General features: G+C 72.0%; 17 protein-coding genes. 8 read left to right on the top strand and 9 right to left on the bottom strand.

The genetic code is table 11. From position 1 onward, the window contains the following. Positions 1-125 precede the first annotated feature (125 nt). The 4 genes from fdhF to AC5L38_RS38030 form a co-directional block, all read right to left on the bottom strand. Positions 126-2,825 (bottom strand): formate dehydrogenase subunit alpha, encoded by a 2,700-nt coding sequence (gene fdhF, locus AC5L38_RS38045; protein WP_495247658.1) that lies wholly within the window; start codon positions 2,823-2,825, stop codon positions 126-128. Then, entirely contained in the window at positions 2,822-4,498 is a 1,677-nt protein-coding gene (locus AC5L38_RS38040) for an NAD(P)H-dependent oxidoreductase subunit E (RefSeq protein ID WP_495247657.1), read from the bottom strand. The genes fdhF and AC5L38_RS38040 overlap by 4 nt, the downstream gene beginning before the upstream one ends. A gap of 296 nt (positions 4,499-4,794) precedes the next feature. Beyond that, positions 4,795-5,511: a universal stress protein gene (locus AC5L38_RS38035; protein ID WP_495247656.1), complete on the bottom strand. Its 717-nt coding sequence runs from the start codon at positions 5,509-5,511 to the stop codon at positions 4,795-4,797. Positions 5,512-5,530: 19 nt separating this feature from the next. Beyond that, complete coding sequence (locus AC5L38_RS38030; protein WP_495247655.1) at positions 5,531-8,287, bottom strand: phosphoribosyltransferase family protein; 2,757 nt, start codon at positions 8,285-8,287, stop codon at positions 5,531-5,533. A gap of 431 nt (positions 8,288-8,718) precedes the next feature. Between AC5L38_RS38030 and AC5L38_RS38025 the strand changes: the two genes are divergently transcribed. From AC5L38_RS38025 to AC5L38_RS38010, 4 genes are all read left to right on the top strand, one after another. Then, positions 8,719-11,367: a bifunctional acetate--CoA ligase family protein/GNAT family N-acetyltransferase gene (locus AC5L38_RS38025; protein ID WP_495247654.1), complete on the top strand. Its 2,649-nt coding sequence runs from the start codon at positions 8,719-8,721 to the stop codon at positions 11,365-11,367. 310 nt (positions 11,368-11,677) lie between these two features. Beyond that, positions 11,678-12,352 carry a helix-turn-helix domain-containing protein gene (locus tag AC5L38_RS38020; protein ID WP_495247653.1) on the top strand — a complete coding sequence of 225 codons (675 nt, stop codon included), beginning with the start codon at positions 11,678-11,680 and terminating at the stop codon, positions 12,350-12,352. A gap of 172 nt (positions 12,353-12,524) precedes the next feature. Then, entirely contained in the window at positions 12,525-13,226 is a 702-nt protein-coding gene (locus tag AC5L38_RS38015; protein ID WP_495247737.1) for an HAD family hydrolase, read from the top strand. 262 nt (positions 13,227-13,488) lie between these two features. Beyond that, positions 13,489-14,169, top strand: coding sequence for a CBS domain-containing protein (locus AC5L38_RS38010; RefSeq protein WP_495247652.1), 681 nt, complete (start codon positions 13,489-13,491; stop codon positions 14,167-14,169). A 28-nt stretch (positions 14,170-14,197) separates the two neighbouring features. Here the strand turns inward: AC5L38_RS38010 and AC5L38_RS38005 are convergent, their stop codons facing one another. The 3 genes from AC5L38_RS38005 to AC5L38_RS37995 form a co-directional block, all read right to left on the bottom strand. Continuing rightward, positions 14,198-15,934: a sensor histidine kinase gene (locus AC5L38_RS38005; protein WP_495247651.1), complete on the bottom strand. Its 1,737-nt coding sequence runs from the start codon at positions 15,932-15,934 to the stop codon at positions 14,198-14,200. Between the two features lie 329 nt (positions 15,935-16,263). Continuing rightward, positions 16,264-16,920, bottom strand: a complete 657-nt coding sequence (locus AC5L38_RS38000) for a CBS domain-containing protein (protein WP_495247650.1) — start codon at positions 16,918-16,920, stop codon at positions 16,264-16,266. Between the two features lie 13 nt (positions 16,921-16,933). Then, the gene (locus AC5L38_RS37995; protein WP_495247649.1) at positions 16,934-17,851 is read right to left on the bottom strand and encodes a universal stress protein; all 918 of its coding nucleotides are present in this window, start codon (positions 17,849-17,851) and stop codon (positions 16,934-16,936) included. Between the two features lie 350 nt (positions 17,852-18,201). On the opposite strand from AC5L38_RS37995, the gene AC5L38_RS37990 reads away from it, so the two are divergent. After that, entirely contained in the window at positions 18,202-19,071 is an 870-nt protein-coding gene (locus AC5L38_RS37990; protein ID WP_495247648.1) for a universal stress protein, read from the top strand. Positions 19,072-19,154: 83 nt separating this feature from the next. Here AC5L38_RS37990 and AC5L38_RS37985 read toward each other — a convergent pair whose 3' ends face one another. Next, positions 19,155-20,021 (bottom strand): universal stress protein, encoded by an 867-nt coding sequence (locus tag AC5L38_RS37985; protein WP_495247647.1) that lies wholly within the window; start codon positions 20,019-20,021, stop codon positions 19,155-19,157. 285 nt (positions 20,022-20,306) lie between these two features. After that, positions 20,307-20,843: a flavodoxin family protein gene (locus AC5L38_RS37980; RefSeq protein WP_495247646.1), complete on the bottom strand. Its 537-nt coding sequence runs from the start codon at positions 20,841-20,843 to the stop codon at positions 20,307-20,309. A 309-nt stretch (positions 20,844-21,152) separates the two neighbouring features. Here AC5L38_RS37980 and AC5L38_RS37975 point away from each other — a divergent pair, with 309 nt between their 5' ends. The 3 genes from AC5L38_RS37975 to AC5L38_RS37965 all read left to right on the top strand — a co-directional run bounded on the left by AC5L38_RS37975 (position 21,153) and on the right by AC5L38_RS37965 (position 23,530). Continuing rightward, complete coding sequence (locus AC5L38_RS37975; RefSeq protein WP_495247645.1) at positions 21,153-21,878, top strand: alcohol dehydrogenase catalytic domain-containing protein; 726 nt, start codon at positions 21,153-21,155, stop codon at positions 21,876-21,878. Between the two features lie 474 nt (positions 21,879-22,352). Continuing rightward, positions 22,353-23,114 carry an arsenate reductase/protein-tyrosine-phosphatase family protein gene (locus AC5L38_RS37970; protein ID WP_495247644.1) on the top strand — a complete coding sequence of 254 codons (762 nt, stop codon included), beginning with the start codon at positions 22,353-22,355 and terminating at the stop codon, positions 23,112-23,114. Beyond that, entirely contained in the window at positions 23,111-23,530 is a 420-nt protein-coding gene (locus tag AC5L38_RS37965) for a VOC family protein (RefSeq protein WP_495247643.1), read from the top strand. Before AC5L38_RS37970 ends, AC5L38_RS37965 begins: the two co-directional genes overlap by 4 nt. Positions 23,531-23,658: the final 128 nt, after the last annotated feature.

The following is a 23,658-nucleotide window of genomic DNA, read 5'->3' as shown; positions in this document are numbered from 1 at the left end:
CGAGCTTCATCAGCAGGGCGAAAGGTCCCTTCATCGCAGGGACCTTCTGCCTTTCGACACGGTCTGGTCTGTCAGGCCCCCACCGGCTCGGGATGAGCCGCGGGGTGATCCAGGCGAGGGGCGGGTCATTCACCCCGTTGCGCCACGGTGCCGGGCCCGGGGATCAGCCGCACCGCGGTCACCTTGTACTCCGGGCATGAGGTGACGGTGTCCGCGTGGTCGGAGGTCAGGGTGTTGACCCCGCTGGAGGGGAAGTGGAAGGCGCAGAAGACCTGGCCGGGCACCAGGTCGTCGCTCAGCCTGGCGGTCAGCGTCGCGCGGCCGTGACGGCTCTCCACCGTGACCGGACGGCCGTCGCGAAGCCCGTACCGGGCGGCGTCGGCGGGATGCAGGTCGAGCCGGTCGGTGTGATCCAGCAGGAGGTTGCCCGTTCGGCGGGTCATCCCGCCGGAGTTGTAGTGGGCCCAGCGCCGTCCGGTCACCAGGATCAGCGGGTAGTGGTCGTCGGGGTTCTCGCCCGGCGGGAGATAGGGGCGGGCGGCCAGGTGCGCCCGCCCGTCGGGGGTGGCGAACCGCTCCCGGTAGAGTCTGGCCTCCCCGGGGCCGCCGGGGTCGGGGCACGGCCACGCGATGGCGCCCTCCCGGTCCAGACGTTCGTGGGACAGTCCCGCGAACAGGGGCGCCACCCGGCCGCATTCGGCCAGCGCCTCGGCCGGCGTCCGGCAGCCCAGATCCACCCCCAGCGCCGAGGCCAGGGCGTGCACGACCGCGAAGTCGGTCCTGGCCTCTCCCGGCGGGGCCAGGGCGGGACGCACCCGCTGGAAGCGGCGGTCGAAGTTGACGAAGGTGCCGTCCTTCTCCAGCCAGGACGCGACCGGCAGCACGACGTCGGCGCGGCGAGCGGTCTGCGACAGGAACAGCTCCTGGCAGACGACGAGCGGGCAGGCCTCCAGTGCCCCGGCGACCCGGGTGGCGTCCGGGTCGGTGGCGCACACGTCCTCCCCCACGATCCACAGCGCCCCAAGCGCTCCCGAGCGGGCGGCCGCGAACATCTGCGGGATGCGCATCCCGGGCCGGTCCGGCACCGAAGCTCCCCACACGTCCTCGGCCCTGGCCCGGGCGAGCGGATCGGTCACCTTGCCGTATCCGGGCAGGACGTCGGGCAGCGCCCCCATGTCGGAGGCGCCCTGGACGTTGTTCTGGCCGCGTAGCGGGTTCACCCCGAAGCCGCGCTCCGTGCCGACCGCACCGCGCAGGATCGCCAGATTGGCCAGGGCGCGCACTCCGTCGGTGCCGTGCAGGTGCTCGGTGACCCCCAGCCCGTAGATGATCGCCGGCCGCTCGGCCCGCCCGTAGAGCCGGGCCGCGGCGACCAGGTCCTCGGCGGGAACGCCGGTCAGGGCGGCCACCCGGTCCGGCGGGTAGTCGGCGAGCAGCGCGAGGAGCTCGGGCAGGCCACCGGCGCGGCGGCGCAGGAAATCCTCGTCGGCCAGGCCTTCGGCCCAGAGCGTGTGCGCCAGCCCGTGGAACAGGGCGACATTGGTTCCGGGGCGGGGCCGCAGGTGCACGTCGGCGTGGCGGGCCAGCCCGACGGCCCTGGGGTCGGCGACGACCAGCCGCGCCCCGCGCAGGACCCGCTGCAGCAGCCGGGCGCCGACCACCGGGTGGGCCTCGACCGGGTTGGCGCCCACCAGCAGCAGGCAGTCGGCCCTCTCGACGTCGTCGAAGGTGTCGGTGCCGCCGGACAGGCCGAACGAGGCGGTCAGCCCGGCGGCCGAGGGGGCGTGGCAGAGCCGGGAGCAGTTGTCGATGTTGTTGGTGCCGACGGCGACTCGCATGAATTTCTGGATCAGATAGTTCTCCTCGTTGGTGGCCCTCGCCGAGGAGATCACCGCCACCGCGTCGGGACCGCCGGCGGCGACGGCGGCCCGCAGGCCGCGGGCGACGTGCTCCAAGGCCTCGTCCCAGGTCACCGGCTCCAGGCGGCCGTCACGGCGCAGCAGCGGCCGGGTGAGGCGTTCGGGGGAACGCAGGAAGCCGTGGGCGAAGCGGCCCTTGACGCAGGCGTGCCCGCGGTTGACCGGGCCTTCGCGGTCCGGCAGGACGGCCACGACCTGACCGTCACGGGTGAGGGCCTCCAGGGAACAGCCGACGCCGCAGTAGCCGCACGTGGTCGTCGTCCGCCTCAGGGCCGCCGTCCCGCCGCCGAGGGGCAGGCCGGGTTCGGTGAGCGCCCCGGTGGGGCAGGTGTCGACGCAGCCGCCGCAGGCGACGCAGTCGGACTGCGCCCACGGCCCGCCCGTGCCGGGGGCGACCATCGTGTCGGCGCCCCGGCCGGTCAGGGTGAGGGCGAAGGTGCCCTGGACCTCGGCGCACACGCGCACGCACCGGCCGCAGGCGATGCACAGATCCCGGTCCAGGTGGATGTAGGGGTGGCTGTCGTCGCGGCCCCGGCCGCCGCGCCCCTGGGCGGTCTGCGGCGCGATCCCCATCGCGTGGCAGACGCGGGCCAGTTCGCGGTCGTCCGCACCGCCGTCCAGCGCGTAGGGCGGCAGGGCCGTGACGATCACCTCCACGGCCTCGCGGCGCAGTACCCGCAACGCGTCGTCGGCGACCTCGACCGCCGCGCCGTCGACGGCCGGGGTCACGCACGCGGCCACCACGTTCCCGCCCGATCTCACCAGGCAGGTTCGGCAGGAGCCCGCCGGGGTCAACCGGTCGTCATGGCACAGCGTGGGCAGCTCGGCGCCGGCCAGGCGTACCGCGGCGAGCAGTGAGGAGCCCTGGGCCGGCCGGACGGTGATGCCGTCGACGGTGACTCTCACGGGTCCCACCCCTTCAGCCGGTCCCCGTAGGCGCGGGCGAGGCTGCGCACGGCGGCGGGAACCCGCCGCCCGAAGGCGCACAGGCTGGCCTGGCCCATCACCCGCAGCAGCCGCGCGTACTCCTCGCCGGCGGGCGTACCGGAGGCGGCGATCTCCAGGCCGCGGCCAGAGCCGACCCGGCACGGCGAGCAGGCCCCGCAGCTCTCGGCGGCGGCGAACTCCCACACGTGCCGCAGCACCTCCCGCGGTTCCACGCGCCGGTCGAAGGCGACGAGGCCGGCGTGTCCGAGCGCCGCGCCGCGGCTCGTCAGATCGGCGTCGGTCAGCGGTACGTCCAGCCGGTCGGGGGCCAGGAAGCCGCCCAGCGGCCCGCCCACCTGCAAAACGCCCAGCCGCGCCCCCTCGCGCAGGCCGCCGCCCAGCTCGGTGACGATGCCGAGCACCGAGGTGCCGAGTTCGACCTCGTAGCAGCCGGGCCGGGCGAACCGCTCGGACAGGCAGACCAGCTTCGTGCCGGTCTCGGCCCGCGTGCCGCGCCGGGCGTACGCGTCGCCGCCCCGTCGCACGATCCAGGGGAGGGCGGCCAGCGTCTCGACGTTGTTGACCACGGTGGGGACGTCCCACAGGCCCTGCCGCGTCGGGTAGGGCGGCCGTGGCCGGGCGCATCCGCGTCCCCCTTCCAGCCCGGCGATCAGGGCGGTCTCCTCGCCGGCCACGTAGGAGCCGGCGCCCTCGGCCACCTCGACGTCGAGCTCCAGGTCACTGCCGTGGATCCCTCGTCCCAGGTGCCCGTCCTGGTAGGCCTTTCGCACCGCGGCCCGCATCCGGGCCGGCGCCCGCGGGTACTCCGAGCGCACCAGCACCACGGCGCGGCGGGCCCGGCAGGCCAGGCAGGCCAGGGCCAGCCCCTCCAGCACCCGCGCCGGGTCGGCCTCCATCAGCAGCCGGTCGGCGTAGGAGCCGGGATCGCCCTCGTCGCCGTTGGCGACCACCACGGTCTCGGGTGAGCCGCCGGTGGCCGCCCACTTGGCGGCCACCGGAAATCCGGCTCCGCCGCGCCCTCGCAGCCCGGACGCCGCCACCTCGGCCAGGATCTGCTCAGGGGTGCGCGCCCCCACCGTTTCCGGCCACACCTGCCAGGCGGCTTCCCGGGCGACGACGCCGGCGAGCACCACCGGATCACCGGTGGCGTCGGCCGCCGGGATCGAGGGGGCCCGTGGCGGTACGCGGCCGGAGAGCTGGCCGGCGAGGTCCGGGCCGGTGCAGGGGGTGTCGCCGTCGAGAGCGGCGGGGCCCGCGTAGCAGTAGCCCAGGCAGCGGACCGTCTGCAGCGACACCTGAGGATCGGGGCCGGCGCTGTCGGCGGTGGCGCCGAGCGCGTTCTCGACCTCGCTCAGGTGGCGGCCGGCGCGGGCGGCGAAGCAGGCCGCGGCGGTGCAGACCCGCACGTGACGGCGACCGTGCCGGGCGGCGAGATCGGCGTAGAAGGTGGCCGGGCCCAGCCCGGCGGCCGCCGGCAGCCCGAACCGCCTCGCCACCTCGGGTGCCCACGCCTGCGGGCCGTCCGGCGAATCAGTGGCGGCTTCGGCCAGGGCCTCTGTCAGCCGGGCACCGGGACGTCCACGCCGGTCGGCCAGCGCGCGGAAGGCGTCGAAACGGTCGGCCGAACTCATACCTTCATCATGGACCCGCTGCCCGCGACCCATCAGATCCCATGGATCCACCGGGGAGGGACTTTTAGCCCTTGACTACCCTTCCTCGACCTTTGATGACATGCTTCACCTCTCGGCGTGCCCTGGCGGCGAAGAGGCCGCCGCGCCTTGAGCCGGTCGAGCCGGTCGAGCCGGTCGGGCCGGTCGGGCCGGCCTGCTTCACTTCCAACCGGAGGGTTCACCGTCGTGGAGGAGATCGTCGCAGGAGGGCGGAACCCTCGGCCCTGCGGGCCGGTACCAGGTCACCGGCCCCCACCTCATGGTGAGGCCCCCTCATGCCGCGCCACCGGGATCAGCATGACCGGGACGCGGGCGCCGGCCAGGGTTTCGCGCACGGTTCGGGCTCTTCCCGCGTCGAGGTGCTGTGACCATCCCAGCGCGATGAGATCCACACGCTCGGCCGCCGCCACGTTCACCACCTGCTCTCCCGCCACTCCGCTGCGAAGCTCCATGCGCACCCCGGGGTAGGCGCAGTGACGGGCCAGGAACTCCTGCTGCCACGCCTGCCGGGCGTGTGCGGCCTGATCCCAGAAGCGGGGAACGGTCGCCTCGTCGAAGACGTGCAAGATCACCAGATCGACGCCGGTACGGGTGAACAGCTCCGCGGTCCCGGTGACGGCGGCAGCGGCCTCGAAGGAGCCGTCCAGCGGCAGGAGCACCCGGGAGATGACATGGCCGGAGGCCGCCGGCGAGGAAGGCAGCAGGACGACCGGTTTGGTGGAGCGGCGCACGATCCACCAGGACGAGGCCGGGGACGAGGCCGGGGACGAGGCGTCGCCGGCGAGGACGCCGAGAACCGTGTTCGTCCGCTCCAGCTCGCGAAGCACCGTCGTGGTGGCGTCCCGCGCCCGGGAGCCGGCGGCGAGGTGAATCTCTCGAACACCCGTGCGTAGAACCTCGGCTATCGCCCGGGCGACACCGGTCACGGCCGCGCCCGCGCCCGCGTCGTCGACAACGGCCAGCACGTCTTTCATGTCCCCTCCTCTCCGTGTGTCAGCGGTCCCGCGGCAGGCGGACGAAGCCGGCCACGTCCTGCGGTTCGCCGGTGCCCAGCCGTAGCCGCAGCGCTCCATCGGTTCGCACCTCGACCGCCTCCCGGGTGACGTCCAGCCGCACCCGACGGCCCAGGCAGTGAAATCGCACGCCGAGGCTTCCCCACGCCGCGGGAAGCCGGGGATCCAGGCACAAGATCCCGCCGCGTACCCGTGCTCCCGCGAAGCCGGTGAGCAGCGCCTGCCACACGCCCCCGAACGTGGCCATGTGCAGGCCGGTGGCGGTGGTCCCGGTCAGGTCCTCCAGATCCAGGGTCAGCGCGATGCGCAGCAGGCCCAGCGCCTCGTCCGGGCGGCCCGCCCGGGCCAGCAGGCAAGCGGTGATCGCCGGTGAGAGTGACGAGCCATGAGCGGTACGGGGGCCGTAGAAGTCGAGGTCGGCCTCCAGCGAGCCCGCTTCGGTCTCCTCGGGGACCAGGTGGTGAAGCATGAGGACGTCGGGCTGTTTGACGATCTGCATGCCGGCCAGCCGTTCGCGGCCGAGCAGCAGGTCGGCGGCCACCGGCGGGACCGCGACCCGCGCCATCGTCAGCGGCTCCAAGCGGAAGTACCCGGCGAACTGCTCGTACCTGCCCGAGGCGGGGTCGTAGCCGTCCACCAGGCGGTCCGCGAGCACGCGCCACCGGCGGCCCTCCTCGCAGCCGGCGGTGACGAGATCGGCCGCTTGGCGCAGGTTCCACCGGGCCATCACGTTGGTGAACGCGTTGTCCGTCACCGCCTCGTGGTACTCGTCCGGCCCGATCACCTCACCGATGTGGGCCCGTCCGTCATCGTCCACCCGGCAGCGCGACGCCCAGTAGCGGGCGGTCTCGATCATGAGAGGGCGTGCGGGCCCGGCCAGGAATCCGTCGTCGCCGCTCCAGCGCGCGTAGTGGGCGGCGGCCCAGGCGACGTCGGCGGTGATGTGCTCCTCCATCCGCCCGGTGAGGATGGCGACGGCCTCGCCGCCCAGATGCCCGCGGGCGGGGGTCACCTCCTCGCCCGTGGCGGCGGACTCCCAGGGGAAACGCGCACCGGAGAAGCCCAGGGCGGCGGCGCGGGCCCGTGCCGCCGCCAGGCGGCGGAGCCGGTAGACGACCATGGCCCTGGCGGCGGCGGGATCCATGCTCACCAGGGCCGGTAGGACGAACACGTCGGCGTCCCAGAAGACATGACCGGCGTAGGCCTCACCTGACAGCCCTCGCGCGCCGACCGCCGCCTCCTCGCCACGGCCGGCATTGCCCCAGAGGTGAAACAGTGCGAATCGTACGGCGAGCTGCGTTTCGGGATCATCGGGGATGCGGACGTCCACGGCCTCCCAGCGCGCGGCCCACGCCGCCCGCTGCTCGGCGAGCAGCCGGTCGAAGCCGAGCTCTCCGGCCGCCTCCAGTGCCGCGACGGCATCGCGCGGCACCGGTCGGCGGGCGGGGTCGGCCGTGTAGGCGACGATCCGTTCCAGGGTGCGTACCTCCCCGTCACGGCCCGTGCGCTGCGTCGCCACGGCGGCCACGCCCGCGTGGCCGGAGGTGACCCGCGACCAGGCGTGGCCGTCGAGCCGGCCCTCGGTGACCTCGCCCTCCGGGGGAGAGCTCAGGGGGGACCCCGCCCGCAGCCGCCCGACGCCCGCCTCGGCGCGCATCGCCACCACCCCCGGCCGGCTCACGCACGCCAGTCGCAGTGTCCGTACGGGAGGGGCGTGGCCGATCTCCTCCCGGACCAGCACGCCGGCGCGCAGATCGAGCACGCGCAGGTCCTCCTCAGGAGGTGGCCGCAGGATGAGCCCGGTCCACTGGGGTCCCGGCAGCAGGTGCTGCTCGGAGCCGGTCCCGGTGTAGATCCCGGCGGCGAGCACCAGCGGAACCGACCCCGGGGTGGACTCCTCCACCGACCCGCGGGTGGCGAAACCCCCGGCGCCGAGGGTGAACAGCGTCTCGGTCACCCGGTGCCGCGACGGGTCGGTGCCCGTTTCGCGGATCGTCCATGCCGGATCGTCGTCCAGCGCGGGAACCCGCCGGTGCCGTCTGTGCCGCACCTGGCGGTCGAGCAGGTGGAGCTGCGTGGCCGGCCCTCCGCCCCCGTCCGCCGAGGCCGCGGCCCGGCTCAGCAGCTCGATCACTTGATCATCGGTGGTCTGGGAGAAATCGCGGTACCAGGCGCCGATCGCGTAGAAGGACTCCGGCGCCCGCAGGCAGACCACCTCGTCTGCCACCTCACGCAGGCTCTCGATCGTCTCCGGCGCTCCCACCGGAACCGCCAGCACCACCCGTGAGGCACCACGTGCGCGAACCACCTGGCAGGCGGCACGAGCCGTCCCGCCGGTGGCGATGCCGTCATCCACCACGATCACCGTACGGCCCGCCAGATCCACCGGAGCACGCTCACCACGCAGGCGGCGCCCGCGGCGCAGGAGTTCGGCCTGCTCCCGCTCCTCCACCATGGTCACCTCCTCCTGGGTGAGATTCGCGCGCCGCACGATGTCGCGGTCGACCACGCGCACCCCGCCCTCCCCCAGGGCGCCGAACCCGATCTCCGGCTGGAACGGCACCCCGAGCTTGCGGACGACGATCACGTCCAGCGGAGCGTGAAGGGCCCTGGCCACTTCGAACGCCACCGGCACGCCACCTCTGGGCAGCCCCACGACGACCACGTTCCCAGCACCGGCGAACCCGCGCAGCCGCCCGGCCAGCCGCACTCCGGCGTCATGGCGATTGCCGAACATCTCGTTCACCTCGCGACCTGCGACAAAGAGACCCCCCTCACCACCATCGACGGGAAAACCACGCCGCCGACAGGGCCGAAGGTCCTGATCAGCGACCCCGTGGGCGGAAACCGGCCCACCGGTCCCGAGCAAGAGCGTTCCGCAGAGAAAGCCGCGTCGCTCTCACGTCGATCACGGCCGAGGCATCCGAACCCGCCCGAGGGACGGTAGTCGATCGCCGGCAGCGAAGTCGCCGACCGTGACCAGGGGAAGGATTGAGGTATGGGGGAGCCTGCCCATCCGCCCGCGATCACTTCGAGGTCCGCCGGCGGGGGAACCGTGATCGGTATCTGGCCCGGACCCGTCACCGGACCCCGGCCGGTGACCTTCAGCCGGGCGATGAGGCCGAAGGACCCCTGACGCGACATCGGGCGCCGGGAAAGGCTGGCCTCATGGCGAGCTTTGACGAATGTGACGCGCTGCTGCGAAACGGGGAGATCGCCCACGTCCGGCCGCTGTGCGGCACGGACCGCGCGGCCCTGCACGCCCTGGTGGACCGCACCTCCGCCAGATCGGCCTACCTGCGGTTCTTCACCGCCGGCCGGGCCACGGCCCACCGGTACATGGACCGGTTGACCGGCCCCGACTACCGCGGGCACGCCCAGGTCGCCCTCCTGGCCGGGAGCATCGTCGCGGTCGCGGAGTACATTCCCGGCGAGGACCACCACAGCGCCGACGTGGCCGTCCTCATCGACGACCACGTACACGGGCGCGGCCTGGGCACCCTCCTGCTTGAACATCTGGCGCTCGACGCCGCGGCCCACGGCGTGGGCGAACTGGTGGCCGACGTGCTCACCGGCAACGGGGCGATGCTGAAGGTCCTCGCCGACCTCGGCCTGGCGGCGACCCGCGAGTTCGACGGCGCGGAGGTGCGCGTCCGGATCGACCTGCGCCCCACGGACACGCTGAGGGCCGCGATCGAGCGGCGCGACCACGAGGCTGAGCGCGCCTCGCTGGCGCGGGTGTTGTCGCCCCGGTCGGTCGCCGTCGTGGGTGCGAGCCGTGATCCGGACCGGGTGGGGCACCGGCTGCTGGGCAGCCTGCTCGACGGCGCCTTTCCCGGACCGGTCTATCCGGTGAATCCGAAGGCGGACCAGATCCTCGGCGTCACCGCCTATCCGGACCTGTCCTCGATCGGCGAGGCGGTCGACCTGGTCGTCGTGGCCACTCCGGCGAGCGCCGTCCTGGACGTCGCGCGTGAGTGCGCCGGTCACGGTGTGGCCGGCCTCGTCGTGGTCAGCGCCGGCTTCGCCGAGACCGGCTCGCGGGGAGCGGCGCGCCAGGCCGAACTGCTGCGCATCTGCCGTACCGGCGGGATGCGGCTGATCGGCCCCAACTGCCTCGGAATCGTCAACACCGGTGCCGCGCTCAACGCCAGCTTCCTGCCGCATCCTCCGCCGCCGGGCACCGTGGCGCTGATGTCGCAGTCCGGAGCGGTGGCCGCCGGGCTCGTCGCCCGCGCCACCGAACTCAAGGTCGGGCTCTCCTCCTTCGTCTCGGTCGGCGACAAGGCCGACGTCAGCGGCAACGACCTGCTGGAGTACTGGGAGGACGACCCGCGCACCGAGGTCATCGCCCTGTATCTGGAGTCCTTCGGCAACCCGCGCAAGTTCGGCAGGATCGCCCGCCGCGTGGGACGGCACAAGCCGATCGTCGCGATCAAGAGCGGCCGCAGCACCTCTGGGGATCGGGCGGTGCGTTCGCACACCGCCGCCGCCGCGACCCCGGACATCGCCGTCGAGGCCCTGCTGCGCGCCGCCGGGGTCATCCGCGTCGACGGCATGCGGGAGTTGCTGGACACCGCGCGGCTTCTGGCCACCCAGCCACTGCCCGCCGGAAGCCGGATGGCGATCGTCGGCAACTCCGGCGGGCCACAGGCGCTGGCCGCCGACGCCTGCGAGCGCCACGGCCTGGCCGTCCCGGAACTGTCACCGGCCACCCAGCAGCGGATGCGTTCGCGGTTGCGGGCGGCCGCCGCCGTGGCCAACCCGGTCGACCTGACGGCCGACGGGCAGGCCGAGGAACTGGAGTTCGCCGCCTTGACCGCCTTGGAGGACCCGGAGGTCGACGTGGTCCTGATCGTCTACACCCCGCCGTTCGGGTCGGGGCTCGAGCGGACCCGTGAGGCGATCGCGCGGGTGGCGGGCTCGGCGGGCAAGACCGTGGTCGCCTGCGTGGTCGGCCATGACGAGACGATCGGCCCGGTTCCGGCCTATGCCTTTCCCGAGCAGGCCGTGCAGGCGGTGAGCCGGGTCGCCGGCTACGCGCGGTGGCGCTCACGTCCGGACCTCCCCTGCGTCCCCCCGGAAGGGACGGACCTCCGGGCGGCACGCGAGCTCGTCGAGGAAGACCTGTCGCGACACCCTGCGGGCCGCTGGCTCGACCCGGCGACGGCGGCCCGGCTGCTCGCCTGCTACGGCCTCGCCGTGGTGGAGTTCGCCACCGTGGACAGCGCTGAGGAGGCCGCCCGGGCCGCCGCCCGTCTCGGGTTTCCCGTCGCGCTGAAGGCGACGGGCCCGGTGCACAAGAGTGATGTCGGCGGCGTCCGGCTCGGGCTCCGCACCCTCAAAGAGGTCCGCGGCGCCTACCGTGCGATGAAGGACACGATCGGCCCGCAGATGACCGGCGCGACCGTCCAGCCGATGGCCCCCGACGGCGTGGAGATCATCGTCGGCGCGGTCCGCCACCCCTCCTTCGGCCCGCTGGTCATGGTCGGCATGGGAGGCGTGAGCGCCGAGCTGCTCACCGACCGCGCCTTCCGCAGCCCTCCGCTGGCCGGTCAGGACGCCGCGGAGATGATCCAGGAGCTGCACTGCGCGCCGCTGCTGTTCGGCTACAGGGGCCGCCCGGTGGCCGACACCGCCGCGGTGAAAGACCACATCGTCCGCGTGGCGCAACTCGTGGACGACCTTCCTCAGATCGCCGAACTGGATCTGAACCCGATTGTCGCCGGTCCCTGCGGCGCCGTCGCGGTGGACCTGCGCATCCGGCTGGCCCCGGCCCCGCCCGGCCCCTCTCCCCTGCGCCGTCAGCTCCGTTGACGAACCGGCACCCCGACGCCGTACCGGCCTGTCGCAGGGGATGAGTACCTGGCCGCCACGGTGAGCCGGTGCGGCCTGCCGGCCACGGTGCGCGCCCGGATCGGGGGCCGCAGGAGACAAGGTCACCCGGCCACGATGAGCAGGACTTTCGGCCCTGTTTCCCTCCCCTCCCCCACCGTAGCGTTCCCAGTGAGAAGACGTCCCCAGAGGCCGCCCACCAGGGCCCGGCGCCGTGTCCGACGCGGCTCCGCCGCATGCCGCACGAAGCCGGCCTCCGCTGACGATGTCCATCCTTTGAGGGGAGAATCCCATGGCTGAACGCCTCGCCGCCGCCGGTGACCTCGGCCGCCGGATCACCAGACGACGTGAAAGCCTCGGCCTGGACCGGGAGGAACTGGCGCACCGGGCGGGAATCGACCCCTCCTACCTCGCCTACGTGGAGCAGAGAGCGGCCGCGCCCGCCATCGAGACCATAGAGCGCCTGGCCCTGGCGCTGGACACCAGCGCCGCCGAACTCCTCGGGGCGACCGTCGACCAACCACCCGGGCAGGGGCGAGCCGCCCTGCATCCCGAGCTGGAGCGCCTGGACACGCAGGAGTGTCTGCGGCTCATCTCACCCGGCGGGATCGGCCGGCTGGCCTTCGACGACCTCGGCGGCCCGACGATCCTGCCGGTCAACTACGTCCTGCACGAGAACTGCGTGATCTTCCGCACCGCCTTCGGCGGACCGTTCGACGCGAACCTGAGCACCGGGGTGAAGGGCGTCGAGTTCAAAATCGCCTTCGAGGTCGATCGCATCGACGACGCCAACCGCGAGGGCTGGAGCGTGCTCATCCGCGGCGGCGTCCACCACGTCTCCACCGCCGAGGAGCAGGCGGCCGTGATGGCGCTGAGCGTCCGGCCCTGGGCCGGTGGCGACCGCGAGCTCTACGTCAAGATCACTCCCTCCGAGATCACCGGCCGCCGCATCCGGCACGGCCGGTGATCCACGCCGGGGCGGCCGTTCGAACGATCACCCACCTCGGGGCGCTCCCCTCCTCCCGCGCGGTCTTCCGACGAATCAGCCCTGACGGTGAGACCGAGCAACGCCGTACCTCGTAGGAAGGGGCCGCTTCGTGACGGCTCCCGCAGTGGTGGACCTCGCAGAGATCACCGCGATGATCTTCGACACCGACGGGGTCATCACCGATACGGCCAGGGTGCACGCCGCCGCGTGGAAACAGGTGTTCGACACCTTCCTGGACCAGTACGCAAAACATTCCGGTGAGCGATTCCCGCCCTTCGACGTCGGCGAGGACTATCTGCGCCACGTCGACGGCAAATCCCGGCTGGACGGGGTGAACGACTTTCTTCGCTCCCGAAACATCGCGGTCGATCCGGACACGGCAGCGAGCCTCGCCGCCGCGAAGGACGCGTCCTTCCGGGCCGAGATCAGCGCACACGGCGTGACCCCGTTCCCCTCGACCCTTGATCTGGTGCGCGAACTACGGCGCCGCGACGTGCTCACGGCCGCCGTCTCGGCGAGCCGCAACTGCGCGCGAGTACTTGACGCGGCGAACGCCACCGACCTGTTCGACATCCGGGTCGACGGCGTGGCCGCCGCCCGGCTGGGACTGGCGAGTAAACCCGATCCCGCACTGTTCCTGTACGCGGCCCGGCGACTGGGCGTGAGCCCAGACCGGGCGGCCGTCGTGGAGGACGCCCTGGCCGGCGTGCGGGCGGGCAGGCGAGGCCGATTCAAACTTGTCATCGGGGTCGACCGGCACGACCAGGGACAGGCCCTGCGGACCGCTGGAGCCGATCTTGTCGTCACCGATCTGGCCGAACTGCGGCTGAAGGGAGGAAGACGCGGCCACTGAGCGGTTCGACCGCATCCCTTAGAGCCGACAGTCCCCGCCAAAAGAGTACTTGGACCCTACAGAATGCCCTGATCATGACCGATGCTGCCCGTATGGACCAATCGCGGCCGATGAACGCGGCGCCCCATCGGGGCCAGGTCGCATCGCCCGACCTCGTTCGCCGGCCTCGGACGGCCACGCGGCCGAACGAACCGATCGGCCGGGCCGTCAAACGGCCGGTTCGACCGCCGCACCTTCAACCGGCGGCTTCGATTGTCACCGCGTGCCGGAGGCAGAGATGCGCCATGTCACCGTCAAGGACGTGATGACCTGTCAGGTGATCTCAACGGGTGAGAACACCTGTTTCAAGGACATCGCCGAGACGCTCCTCACCCACGCGGTGAGCGCCCTGCCGGTGGTGAACGACGACGGCCATGTGGTGGGTGTCGTCTCCGAGGCCGACCTGCTGCGCGGACAGGAACTCCGGGAGCGGTTCCCCGACTCACCCACACCGCCACGGCGGAAGCCGTGCGCGGACAAGACCGGAGGCGAGGTGGCCCGGGACCTGATGAGCGCCCCCGCGGTCACGATATCGAAGGACGCCCCGGTGGTGGCCGCCGGCCGTCTGATGCACGAGAAAGGCGTCAAACGGCTCCCGGTGCTCGACGAGCACGATCGCCTGACGGGCATCGTCAGCCGCTGCGACCTGCTGAAGGTGTTCGTCCGCTCCGACCACGACATCGAACACGAGGTCCGCGTGGACGTCTTGACGCGATCGTTGTGGATGGACACCTCCCGTGTCCAGGTCACCGTCAAGGACGGCGTGGTGACGCTGAGCGGGCGGATGACCCTGCGCGCGGACACGCGGATCGCGCTGTGGATGACCCGGCAGATCAACGGAGTCGTCGACGTGATCGACGAACTCACCTGGGACCGGGACAACACCCCCACCGGGGAACGATGACGAGGAGCTCGCCATGCCGGCCGGGCCCTCAGCGCGCCTGAGAGGCGGCCTGTCGCGATTCCCTCTCACCCAGGGGAACGTTCCACACCAGCCGGGTGCCTCCCTCTGACGGGCAGCCTGCGGTGAAGGACCCGCCGAGCCGCTCGGCCCGCTCCCGAAGATTACGCAGCCCGCTGCGCCTGCCATCGGCGGACAGCCCGATGCCGTTGTCGGCCACGGTCAGGACAAGCCGCTCCCGGCCGGCATCCACCGACACATCGACCTTCGAAGCCTGGGCATGACGTACCACATTGGACAACGCCTCACGCAACGCGGCGAGCAGGTGCTCGGCCACTCGCGGTGACACCTCGCTGTCCAACCGGCCCTCCATCTCCAGGCCCGGCATGAAACCCAGATGACCGCGCGCCCCCTCCACCAAGGTGACGATCTGCGCGCGCAACCCGAAATCACCCTGCTGGGGGAAGGCTTGCAAGGCGAAGATGGTGGAGCGGATCTGCCGGATCGTGCCGTCCAGCTCATCGATGGAGTTGCGCACCCGCGAGGAGACCTCTGGCCGTTCGATCAGCCGCACCGTGCTCATCAACGTCATGGCCACGGCGAACAACCGCTGGATCACCACGTCGTGCAGGTCCTTGGCGATCCGGTCGCGATCCTCCAGCAGGCTCAGCCGCTCGGTGTCCATCCGGCTCTCGGCCAGCTCCAGGGCAATCGCGGCCTGCCCGGCAAAAGAGTGCAAAGTGCGCAGCTCGTCCCGGCTGAACGGGATGCGCCCCGAACGCTTGCCCAGCGACAACACCCCCCGCACACCTCCCGACGCGCCGATCGGCACCGCCGCCACCGGACCGAGCGAGACGTACTCGGCGATCACGATCGGCACCGTCGCCTCGCACGCATCGGTGACCATGAGCGGCTCACCACTGATGAAAGCCTGCCCGGCCAAAGAGTCGGCGATCAACGCCTCGGCATGGGCCACCTGATCACAGGCCTCCCCATCGGCGATCAACGTCCGCAGGACCCGCCCATCCTCATCGGGCAGCAAAACCGCCACGACATCGGCCCCGGCCATCTGCCGCGCCCGCCGCGCGATCAGCACGAGCACCTCGTGGGGCTCGGCGCCCGACAGCAGGCTCGTGGTGACCTCCGCCGAGGCCTGCAGCCACATCTCCCTGCGCCGGGTCTCCTCGTACAACCGCGCGTTCTCGATGGCCACCCCGGCCGCACTCGCCAGCGCCGTCACCATCGCCTCGTCCTCGGCGTCGAACTCCCCTCCCCCGCGCTTCTCGGTGAGGTAGAGGTTGCCGAACACCTCCTCGCGCACCCGGACCGGCACCCCCAGGAACGACCCCATCGGCGGGTGGCCCGGCGGAAAACCGTAGGACGCCGGATGATCGGAGATGTGAGCCAATCGCAGCGTCTGCGGCTCCTTGATCAACAACCCCAGCAGGCCCAGCCCGTGCGGCCAGTGCTCGATCCTGGCGATCTCCTCCTCGCTCAGCCCCACCGGGACGAACTCGATAAGTGTGCTGTGGTCCCCGGCTACCCCCAACGCCCCGTAGGTGGCGTCCACCAGCGCGGTGGCGGCCTCCACGATCCGGCGCAGCACGGTCTCCAGATCAAGGTCGCTGCCCACCGCGACCACCGCGTTCAACAGCGCGTGCACCCGGTCACGGGTCGCCAGCACCGCCTCCAGGCGCACCTGCAACTCCGCCAAGAGCTCATCCAGGCGCATGTGCGCGATCAACGTGCCCGGCTCGGCCTTCGCCATACCCCAAGTCTCGCACCGGGGCACACGGCACCCGTCCTGCCGAGGAGCCGACATCCATCCGCCCCACCATCGTTTACTCCACGATGACAATCACCTGACCAGCCGTACACGACCCCACCGGATACCCGCGCGGAAAAGATGTCGGCCCGGGGCTCTTCGAAGCGGGACGTCGACGGCACTCCGGCCCGGGACGAAACGGTGAGGACACCGCTCCGTGACATCACAAGCCGCCAGGCGCTCACCAAGCCCCCGGTGAGCGTCAGCGTCAAGGGCCGGCCCGCAGGCCCGAACGGCCACCCCAAGGACACAAGCCCACCGCTCGCGTCCTGCTACCGGCCCGTTCGCACGTCATCCTCGTCATACGTGGCGTCGACGTCCAGGTCGACGACCCCATCCACCCCGCGCCCGGCCTCGACGATGTCGGCGATCTGCGAGCGCCTGGCGAGCTTCCCCGCGACACGGACCACCCCCGCCTCCACCGTGATCGTCAGCGCTTTCGGATCCAGGCGCAGGCCCGCGATGGCCGCCGCCACGTCCACCAGGACGTCGCAGGCCCGCCGGGAGAAGACCTTCAGCAGGTCGCCCTGGTGCACGGTGCCGACGATCTTCCCGCTGGCGACGTCGACCACCGGTAGCTGCTTGATCCGGTTGGCGTGCATCAGACGGGCCGCCTCTCGCACCTCGGTCTGCTCGATGACCGTCAGCGCAGGACTGGTCATGATGTCCCGCGCGGTCATCCCAGCGGCCTTCTCGTGCTCCCGGCATCGCCTGTGACCCGCGAGGACCACCTCGCCGCGCGAGGCGTCGACCTCCTTCAGCAACAGGTCGTCCTCCGACACCAGCCCGATGGGACGCCCCTCGCCGTCGATCACGGCGACCGCGCCCACCTTGAAGCGGCGCATGGTCCTCACCAGCTCTGAGAACGCCGCCTCCGGACGGACCGCGATGGCCACCGTGCCCATGACGTCCTTTACCCGAAGCGTCATGATCCGCCTCCTCTCAGCCGTACCTCGGCCGGCTTTCGAAGATTTGGGCGTCACCGAGGACGCCGGAGTCCGACAACGCGGGCTCGTCCCGCCGCCAGCTTTCCCAGCCGGCGGGAACCACCGCGATGGGGCAAAGTCCGTGCTGAAGAACCGACCTGGAGGTCGAGCCGAGCCTGCCGTGCTCACGTGCTCCGCCGACCACCACCAGGCTCGCCGCCTTCGACGCGTCCACCAGGAGATCCTTCGCGGACGTGGCGGCGAAACAAGCACGAACGGCCACCTGGGGGTAGGCGGTCCGCCATGGTCCCAGGCGCTCGAGCATGCCGTCCTCCGCCGCCTTCGTCGCGACCCGCGTGTCGTGCGCCAGCGGCTGCAGCCGCCCGGCATGCACCGCCGCCAGATCCAGTTGCCTGATGCGGGCCTCACGGAAAGCGAACTCGATCACCCCGTCAGGGGTGTCGCCGCTCATCCCCAGGACCACGGCACCGCGCTCCCTCGGCACGGGAATCGGGCCGGGCCCGCGTACGACGATCACCGGGCAGCGCGCGTGCGCCGCCACATAGCCGGCGACCGACCCCAGAACGGTCCTGGCCAGGGTGCCCAGGCCACGAGAACCCACCACGATCAGTGCCGCCCGCTCCGACAGCTCGACCAGCCGTTCAGCGGCCGCCCCCTCGTACAGATCCGCGGCGACATCGGTCAGCGTGCTGCACGCGCGGGCACAGTCGGCCCCGTGGTACAGCACATGCTCGGCGGCCTTGCGCAGATGAAGTCTGGCCTCCTCGTCGGCCTCCCCGTACGGCCACCGCCACGCGTGGACCACCCTCAGCGGTATCTTCCCGAGCTCGGCCTCGTCCATCGCCCACTCCAGGGCCTGCATGGAGAAGTCGGAACCGTCGTAACCGACGACGACCTCCCGGATATCGGTCATTGCCCTCACCTCCCTCTCTCCATGCTCGCCGGAACAGGCTCCACAGAGGAGGGCGGAAGGTCCCACTCTGGCGGGACCTTCCGCCCTCCTCCCGTCACAGCGCCGACCTGCGGAAACAGGGCGGACACCATGATCTTTCGCCGGCCGTTCCCAATCGGGCGACGACGCGGCATCCGACGGCACCCCAGGGGACCTTCGTCCCTACCAGACAGCTGACGGGGCCACCAAGAATGGGAGGAACCGGGAACACGAAAAGCGCGAACAGATGATCTCGGTCGGCCTCGGATCGAACAGGCCCGACGGCCGAGATCAGAGCACCTGTCCCTGGCGACGAACCGAAGGTGATGACCATGACAGACCCCATCGTCGTCGGCGTCGACGGCTCGACGTCCTCACTGCAGGCCGTGACCTGGGCCGCGCAGGAGGCCACGCTGAGAAAAGCGCCGCTGCACGTCGTGCACGCCGCCCTGCGCTGGGCCTACGACGTCCCCCTCGTCCCGCAGCCCGCCCACTGGGGACCCGCCGAGGAGGCCGCCTGCGAGGAACTGCTCCGGCAAGCCGCCGAGCAGGCCCGCTCCGACGCCCCCACCCTGACGGTCACCACCGAGATCCTCGACGGAAGCGCCGCCGAAGCGATCGCCGCCGCGGCCGAGACCGCACAGCTGATCGTCGTCGGCCGCCGCGGCCTGGGCGGATTCACCGGACTGCTCCTGGGCTCGGTCAGCTACGACCTGGCCGCCCGATCCCCACGCCCGGTAGTGATCGTCAACCAGCCGCCCACCGCCCAAGACACCGAGATCGCCGTCGGCCTCACCGGACGCACCGGCCAGGACCCCCTCCTGGAATTCGCCTTCAACGAGGCGGCTCTGCGCCGGCGCCCGCTACGAGCGGTGCACGCCTGGACCCACCCGGCCACCAGAGCACCCGGCGACATGCAGCCACTCGTCTACGACGTCGAAGAGGTCGGCGACGAAGAGGCCCGCCTGCTGGCCGAGTCGCTCGGCGGCTGGCGGGAGAGATTCCCCGACGTGACCCTCATCGAGCACGTCGTGCACGAACATCCGGCCAAAGCGCTCATCGACGCCTCCGAGAGCGCCGAGCTGGTCATCGTGGGCGCCCCCGGCCGGACGATGTTCCTCACCTCGACCGTACGCTCCCTGCTCCACCACGCCCAGGCGCCCGTCGCCGTCCACCGCGCCTCGCACGTCCGCCGCGGCTGAGCCCTCCCGGCACGAAACCGTCGCGGCATCACCCGCCATACCGATGAACCAACGGTTCCAACGGCACGGTCAGGGATTCGGCGTCATCGTTCGTTCAGGCGGGGGCGGACGACGGCGACAGGGCAGTGCGCCCGGTGCAGCACGCCGTGGCTGACCGAGCCCAGCACGGCCGAGCCGAATCCGCCCAGCCCTCGTGAGCCGACCACGACCAGGTCCGCCTGGCGCGAGGCCTCGGACAGTACGCGGACCGGATGATCACAGACGATCGATTCCTCCACCGCGACATCTGGACACTTCTCCCGGTAGGGCGCCAGCAACCGCCGGGCGGCCTCGGCCTCGTCGGCGAAGACACCTTTCAGCACCGGGCTGTAGCCCAGGGCGTACGCCGAGAGCATCGGCATCTGCCAGGCGTAGACCGCCCGCAGCCGCGATCCGCGCTGCTGGGCCCGGGCGAAGGCGTATTCCAGCGCGGCCTGCGAGTGCTCCGACCCGTCGAACCCCACGACGATCACGTCGTGCGCGGTCCGGACCGGCGCGCGGACGATGACGACGGGACCGGCCGCGTGGCCCGCCAGAGCGAGCCCGACCGATCCGAGTGCCAGCCCGGCGAACCCGCCGACGCCCCTGCCGCCGATCACGAGCGCGTCGGCCCGCTCGGATTCACTCTTCAGCCGTTCGACCACCGCTCCGGTCGCCAGAGCAGTGGTGATCTTGATGTCGGGCGTGTGATCCCGGGCCCGCTGTGCGGCCGCGGCCAGCACGCGGTAACCGTGCTCGGCCGAGTCGCTTTCCTCTCCTGTGCCGGAAAGGAGAACGAGGGCGCTCCACGGTTCGCGCACATGCACGATCTTCAAGGCCGCACCGCCGCGCGCGGCGTCCTCGGCCGCCCACCGCACCGCCGCCGTCGCGGGTGCGGATCCGTCGGTACCGACGACGATCAGTCCGGTCATGGCCGCCTCCTCTTAGAGAGCCTCCGTACCTTCACCTCCATCGCACACCCGCGAGAGAGGTTCGGCACCGGCCGAACGTCACCGGCCACAAGGACCAACGTCTCCCCGAAAACCACGCGGGCTTGGTGAGCCGGCGAGAAGTGAGGCCGTCCGGGAGCCGGTCCCCGCAGATGCCGTACAGGTGCGGCGCACACGCGCAGGTGTCCTGGCGTCCGGCCCGGCCTGCGCGGGTTTCGTCGTCCCGGCCTGCACACCCCTCTCGCGGGCGTGACGCCGGGCCGACCGTCACGTGATCCTGCGAGTGCCGGCCTGCCGGGCCGCGGCCAGCGTCGTTCCCCACTGGCGGGCTCGGCCGGTCTCCCCCTCCAGGAGCGGACCGGGGGTGCCGGAGACGTAGAAGCTCTGCGAGCTGGACAAGATCGCGAAGCCGTGCCCGCGCAGGTTTTTCTCGACGCCGCGCCGGGCCGATCCCGGAAGCCAGGGGTTCTTGATCCGCGTGTCGAACGCCGCGGCCGCCAGGTCCCGGGAGTGGCCGCCGAGGGTGGCGAGCCATTCGCGCAGTCCCCGCCCCTTGGACACCAGCTCGGTGGCGGCCTGCTCGGCCTGCTCGGCGGCCGACTGCCTGGTGCTGGGCCGGCTCATGCCGAAGGCGTGGGTGGGCCCGCCGACGACGAGGAGGTCCACCTCATCGGGAACCGGCACCGGGGCGTCGCCGACCTCGACCAGGTCCACCTCCATCCGGGTGGCCAGACCGTCGGCGACGGCCTCGGCGATCGCCTGGGTGTTGCCGAACATCGATTCGAAGACCACGAGCGCACGCATCGGAATCGTCCCCTTCTCCATTACGCTCCGCGGAAGGTGGGGATCGGAGGTCGATCCCCACCTTTCCGCCGGTTGCCTTCAGGATTTCGCCCGCCGGTTCGCGGGTGAAGAGGCCGACGGCTCGCGCGGCGAGGACGAAAGACCCGGCGGGAAAGCCCTCGGCGAGGACGTCGACGCGCCGCAGGACCTGGGCTCGGTGGCCTTCCGCGCGGCCGTGACCGACGACCGTACCGTCCGGGACCTTCGGGTCTGCCCCGCCCGGCCACCCCGCGGAAGACTCGGAGGTGAAAGCGAAGGGGAGACAAGACCATGAACATGCGCGCTGCCGTCGTCACCGCGTTCGACAGGCCCCTGGAGATTCGAGAGATCCCCGTTCCCGAGCCCGCGGCCCACCAGGTCCTGGTCCGCATCGAGGCCAGCGGCCTGTGCCACACCGACATCCACGCCGCCCGCGGCGACTGGCCGGTCAAACCGGCACCGCCCTTCACCCCGGGGCACGAGGGCGTCGGTGTCATCGAGAAGACCGGCTCGGCGGTGACCGGCCGGACCGTCGGCGAGCGCGTGGCCGTCCCGTGGCTGGGTTACGCCTGCGGAACCTGCGAGTACTGCGTCAGCGGCCGCGAGACCCTGCGCGCGTCCCAGCAGAACACCGGCTGCACCGTCGACGGCGGCCACGCCGAGTACGCCGAGTACGCCGAGTACGCCGAGTACGCCGAGTACGCCGAGTACGCCGTCGCCCACGCCGCCCACGTCGTCCCGGTCCCCGAAGGCGTCTCCCCCGCCGAGGCCGCCCCGCTGACCTGCGCGGGCGTGACCACCTACAAGGCCGTCAAGGTTTCCGGCCTGCGCCCAGGTCACGACCGGTACGGGATCGCGATCGTACCGAGTGACGAAGGTTATCCCGAAACCCGTGTCGGCCCAGACAGGTGCCGGCGCACGGCCTCGGCTGCCAGGTCGACGTCGGCGGCTTCGCTGCGCTGGGGCGCGTTCAGGAAATCCGTCCCGCGCAGAGCATGGGAGGCCGGGCGGGGGTAGAGCCAGGCGTGGAAGTGCTGGACCCGGTCCCGGGTGGAGACCAGGTGGACGCGCTCGGCGTCGGTGCCGGCCCGCATGGCGGCATCGAGCGCGCGCAACAGGCTGCCGAAGGACGCCGCCTCCTCCAGCGTCATCTCGGCGAAGTCGGTGTAGTGGCGCACGGAGACGATCTTCATGGTTCCCGGCCTGGAGGATTCGGCGGGGCCGTGGTGCACGAGCCAGAGGCCGTCGCGGTAGACCCAGCCGCCGGGCGGTTCGGCGGCAGCGGTACTCAGCGGGCAGTACGGGCAGCCGGAGGTGGTGCCGGTCATCGGGGAGTCCTTCAGGTCAGCAGGGTGTGGGCCAGACCGACGGCGGCGCCGGCGGCGATGTACCAGGCGTTGGCAGGTAAGCGGCCAGGGCGGCGAGGGCCCAGGCGGACGGCCATCCCGCTACAACCAAATACATCAAACTGGTTTGATGTATTATCGCGGCGTGGTGACCCCGGCTCAACCCGCCCCGGCCTTCATGCGGCTGGCCGGCCATCCGCTGCGATGGCGGCTGCTGTCCGAGCTGGCCACCGGCGACTACCGGGTACGCGAACTGGTGGAGCTGGTGGGCCACCCGCAGAACCTGGTCTCCTACCACCTGCGGCTGCTGCGCGACGGGGGCCTGGTCACCATGAGGCGTAGCAGCGCCGACGCCCGCGACAGTTACCACCACCTGGACCTGGACCGCTGCGCCGAGGCCCTGGCCGCCACCGGCCTCGTGCTGCACCCCGCGCTCCGCCTCGCCCCGGCCGCACCTCAGCCGCTCCCGGCATCGGCGCGTCGGCCCGCCGTGCTGTTCACCTGCACCGGCAACAGCGCCCGCTCGCCGATCGCCGAGGCCCTGCTGCGCCACCGCGGCGGAGGCCACCTCGAGGTCACCAGCGCGGGCAGCCACCCCCGGCCGCGCCTGCACCCCGACGCCGTCCGGGCCTTGCGCGAGGAGCACGGCATCGACCTCGCCGATCAGCGCCCACGCCACCTGGAGACCCTGACCGGCCGCCACTTCGACCACGTCGTCACCCTGTGCGACAAGGTCCGCGAGGTCTGCCCCGACTTCGGCGACCGGTCCCGGCGCATCCACTGGAGCATCCCCGACCCCGCCGCCGAGCAGGCCGGATACCCCGCCTTCGCCCATGCCGTGGCGGAGATCGACACCCGCGTCCGCCACCTGCTCCCCGTTCTCACATCGCGAGAGGCCCAGCCATGACCACCTCTGAGACCACCTCTGACCAGCTCGCCGCCGTCCGCTACCTCGTCGACGACGTGACCGCGGCCGTCGGCTTCTACACCACCCACCTCGGCTTCACCCTGCGACTCGACGCGTCGCCCGCCTTCGCCGACGTGGTGCGCGGACCGCTGCGGCTGCTGCTGTCGGGACCGGCCAGCTCCGGCGCTCGGGCCACATCCCCCGGCACCCCCGCCGGACGCAACCGCATTCACCTCATCGTCGACGACCTCGACACCGAGATCGACCGGCTCCGCGACGCCGGCCTGTCCTTCCGCGGCGACGTGGTCGCCGGCCCCGGCGGCCGCCAGATCCTGCTCACCGACCCCGCCGGCAACCTCGTCGAACTCTTCGAGCCCGCCCACGCTCCAGCCGCCACCCCGCCGGCCCGAACCTGACCGACGCCGAGTGTGTCCACCCGCTCCCCACCCCTGACCTCCTTACTGTGGCCAGGTCCAGTCGCGGATCTCGGCCGGGTCCTCGCCGTGCTCGCGGGTGTGGGCGCGGGCCCGCAGCCGGGAGTCGA

This window comes from Streptosporangium nanhuense, assembly GCF_059358815.1.
The sequence above is the reverse complement of the archived record's forward strand: the minus strand, read 5'-3'. Positions and strand labels throughout refer to the sequence as shown.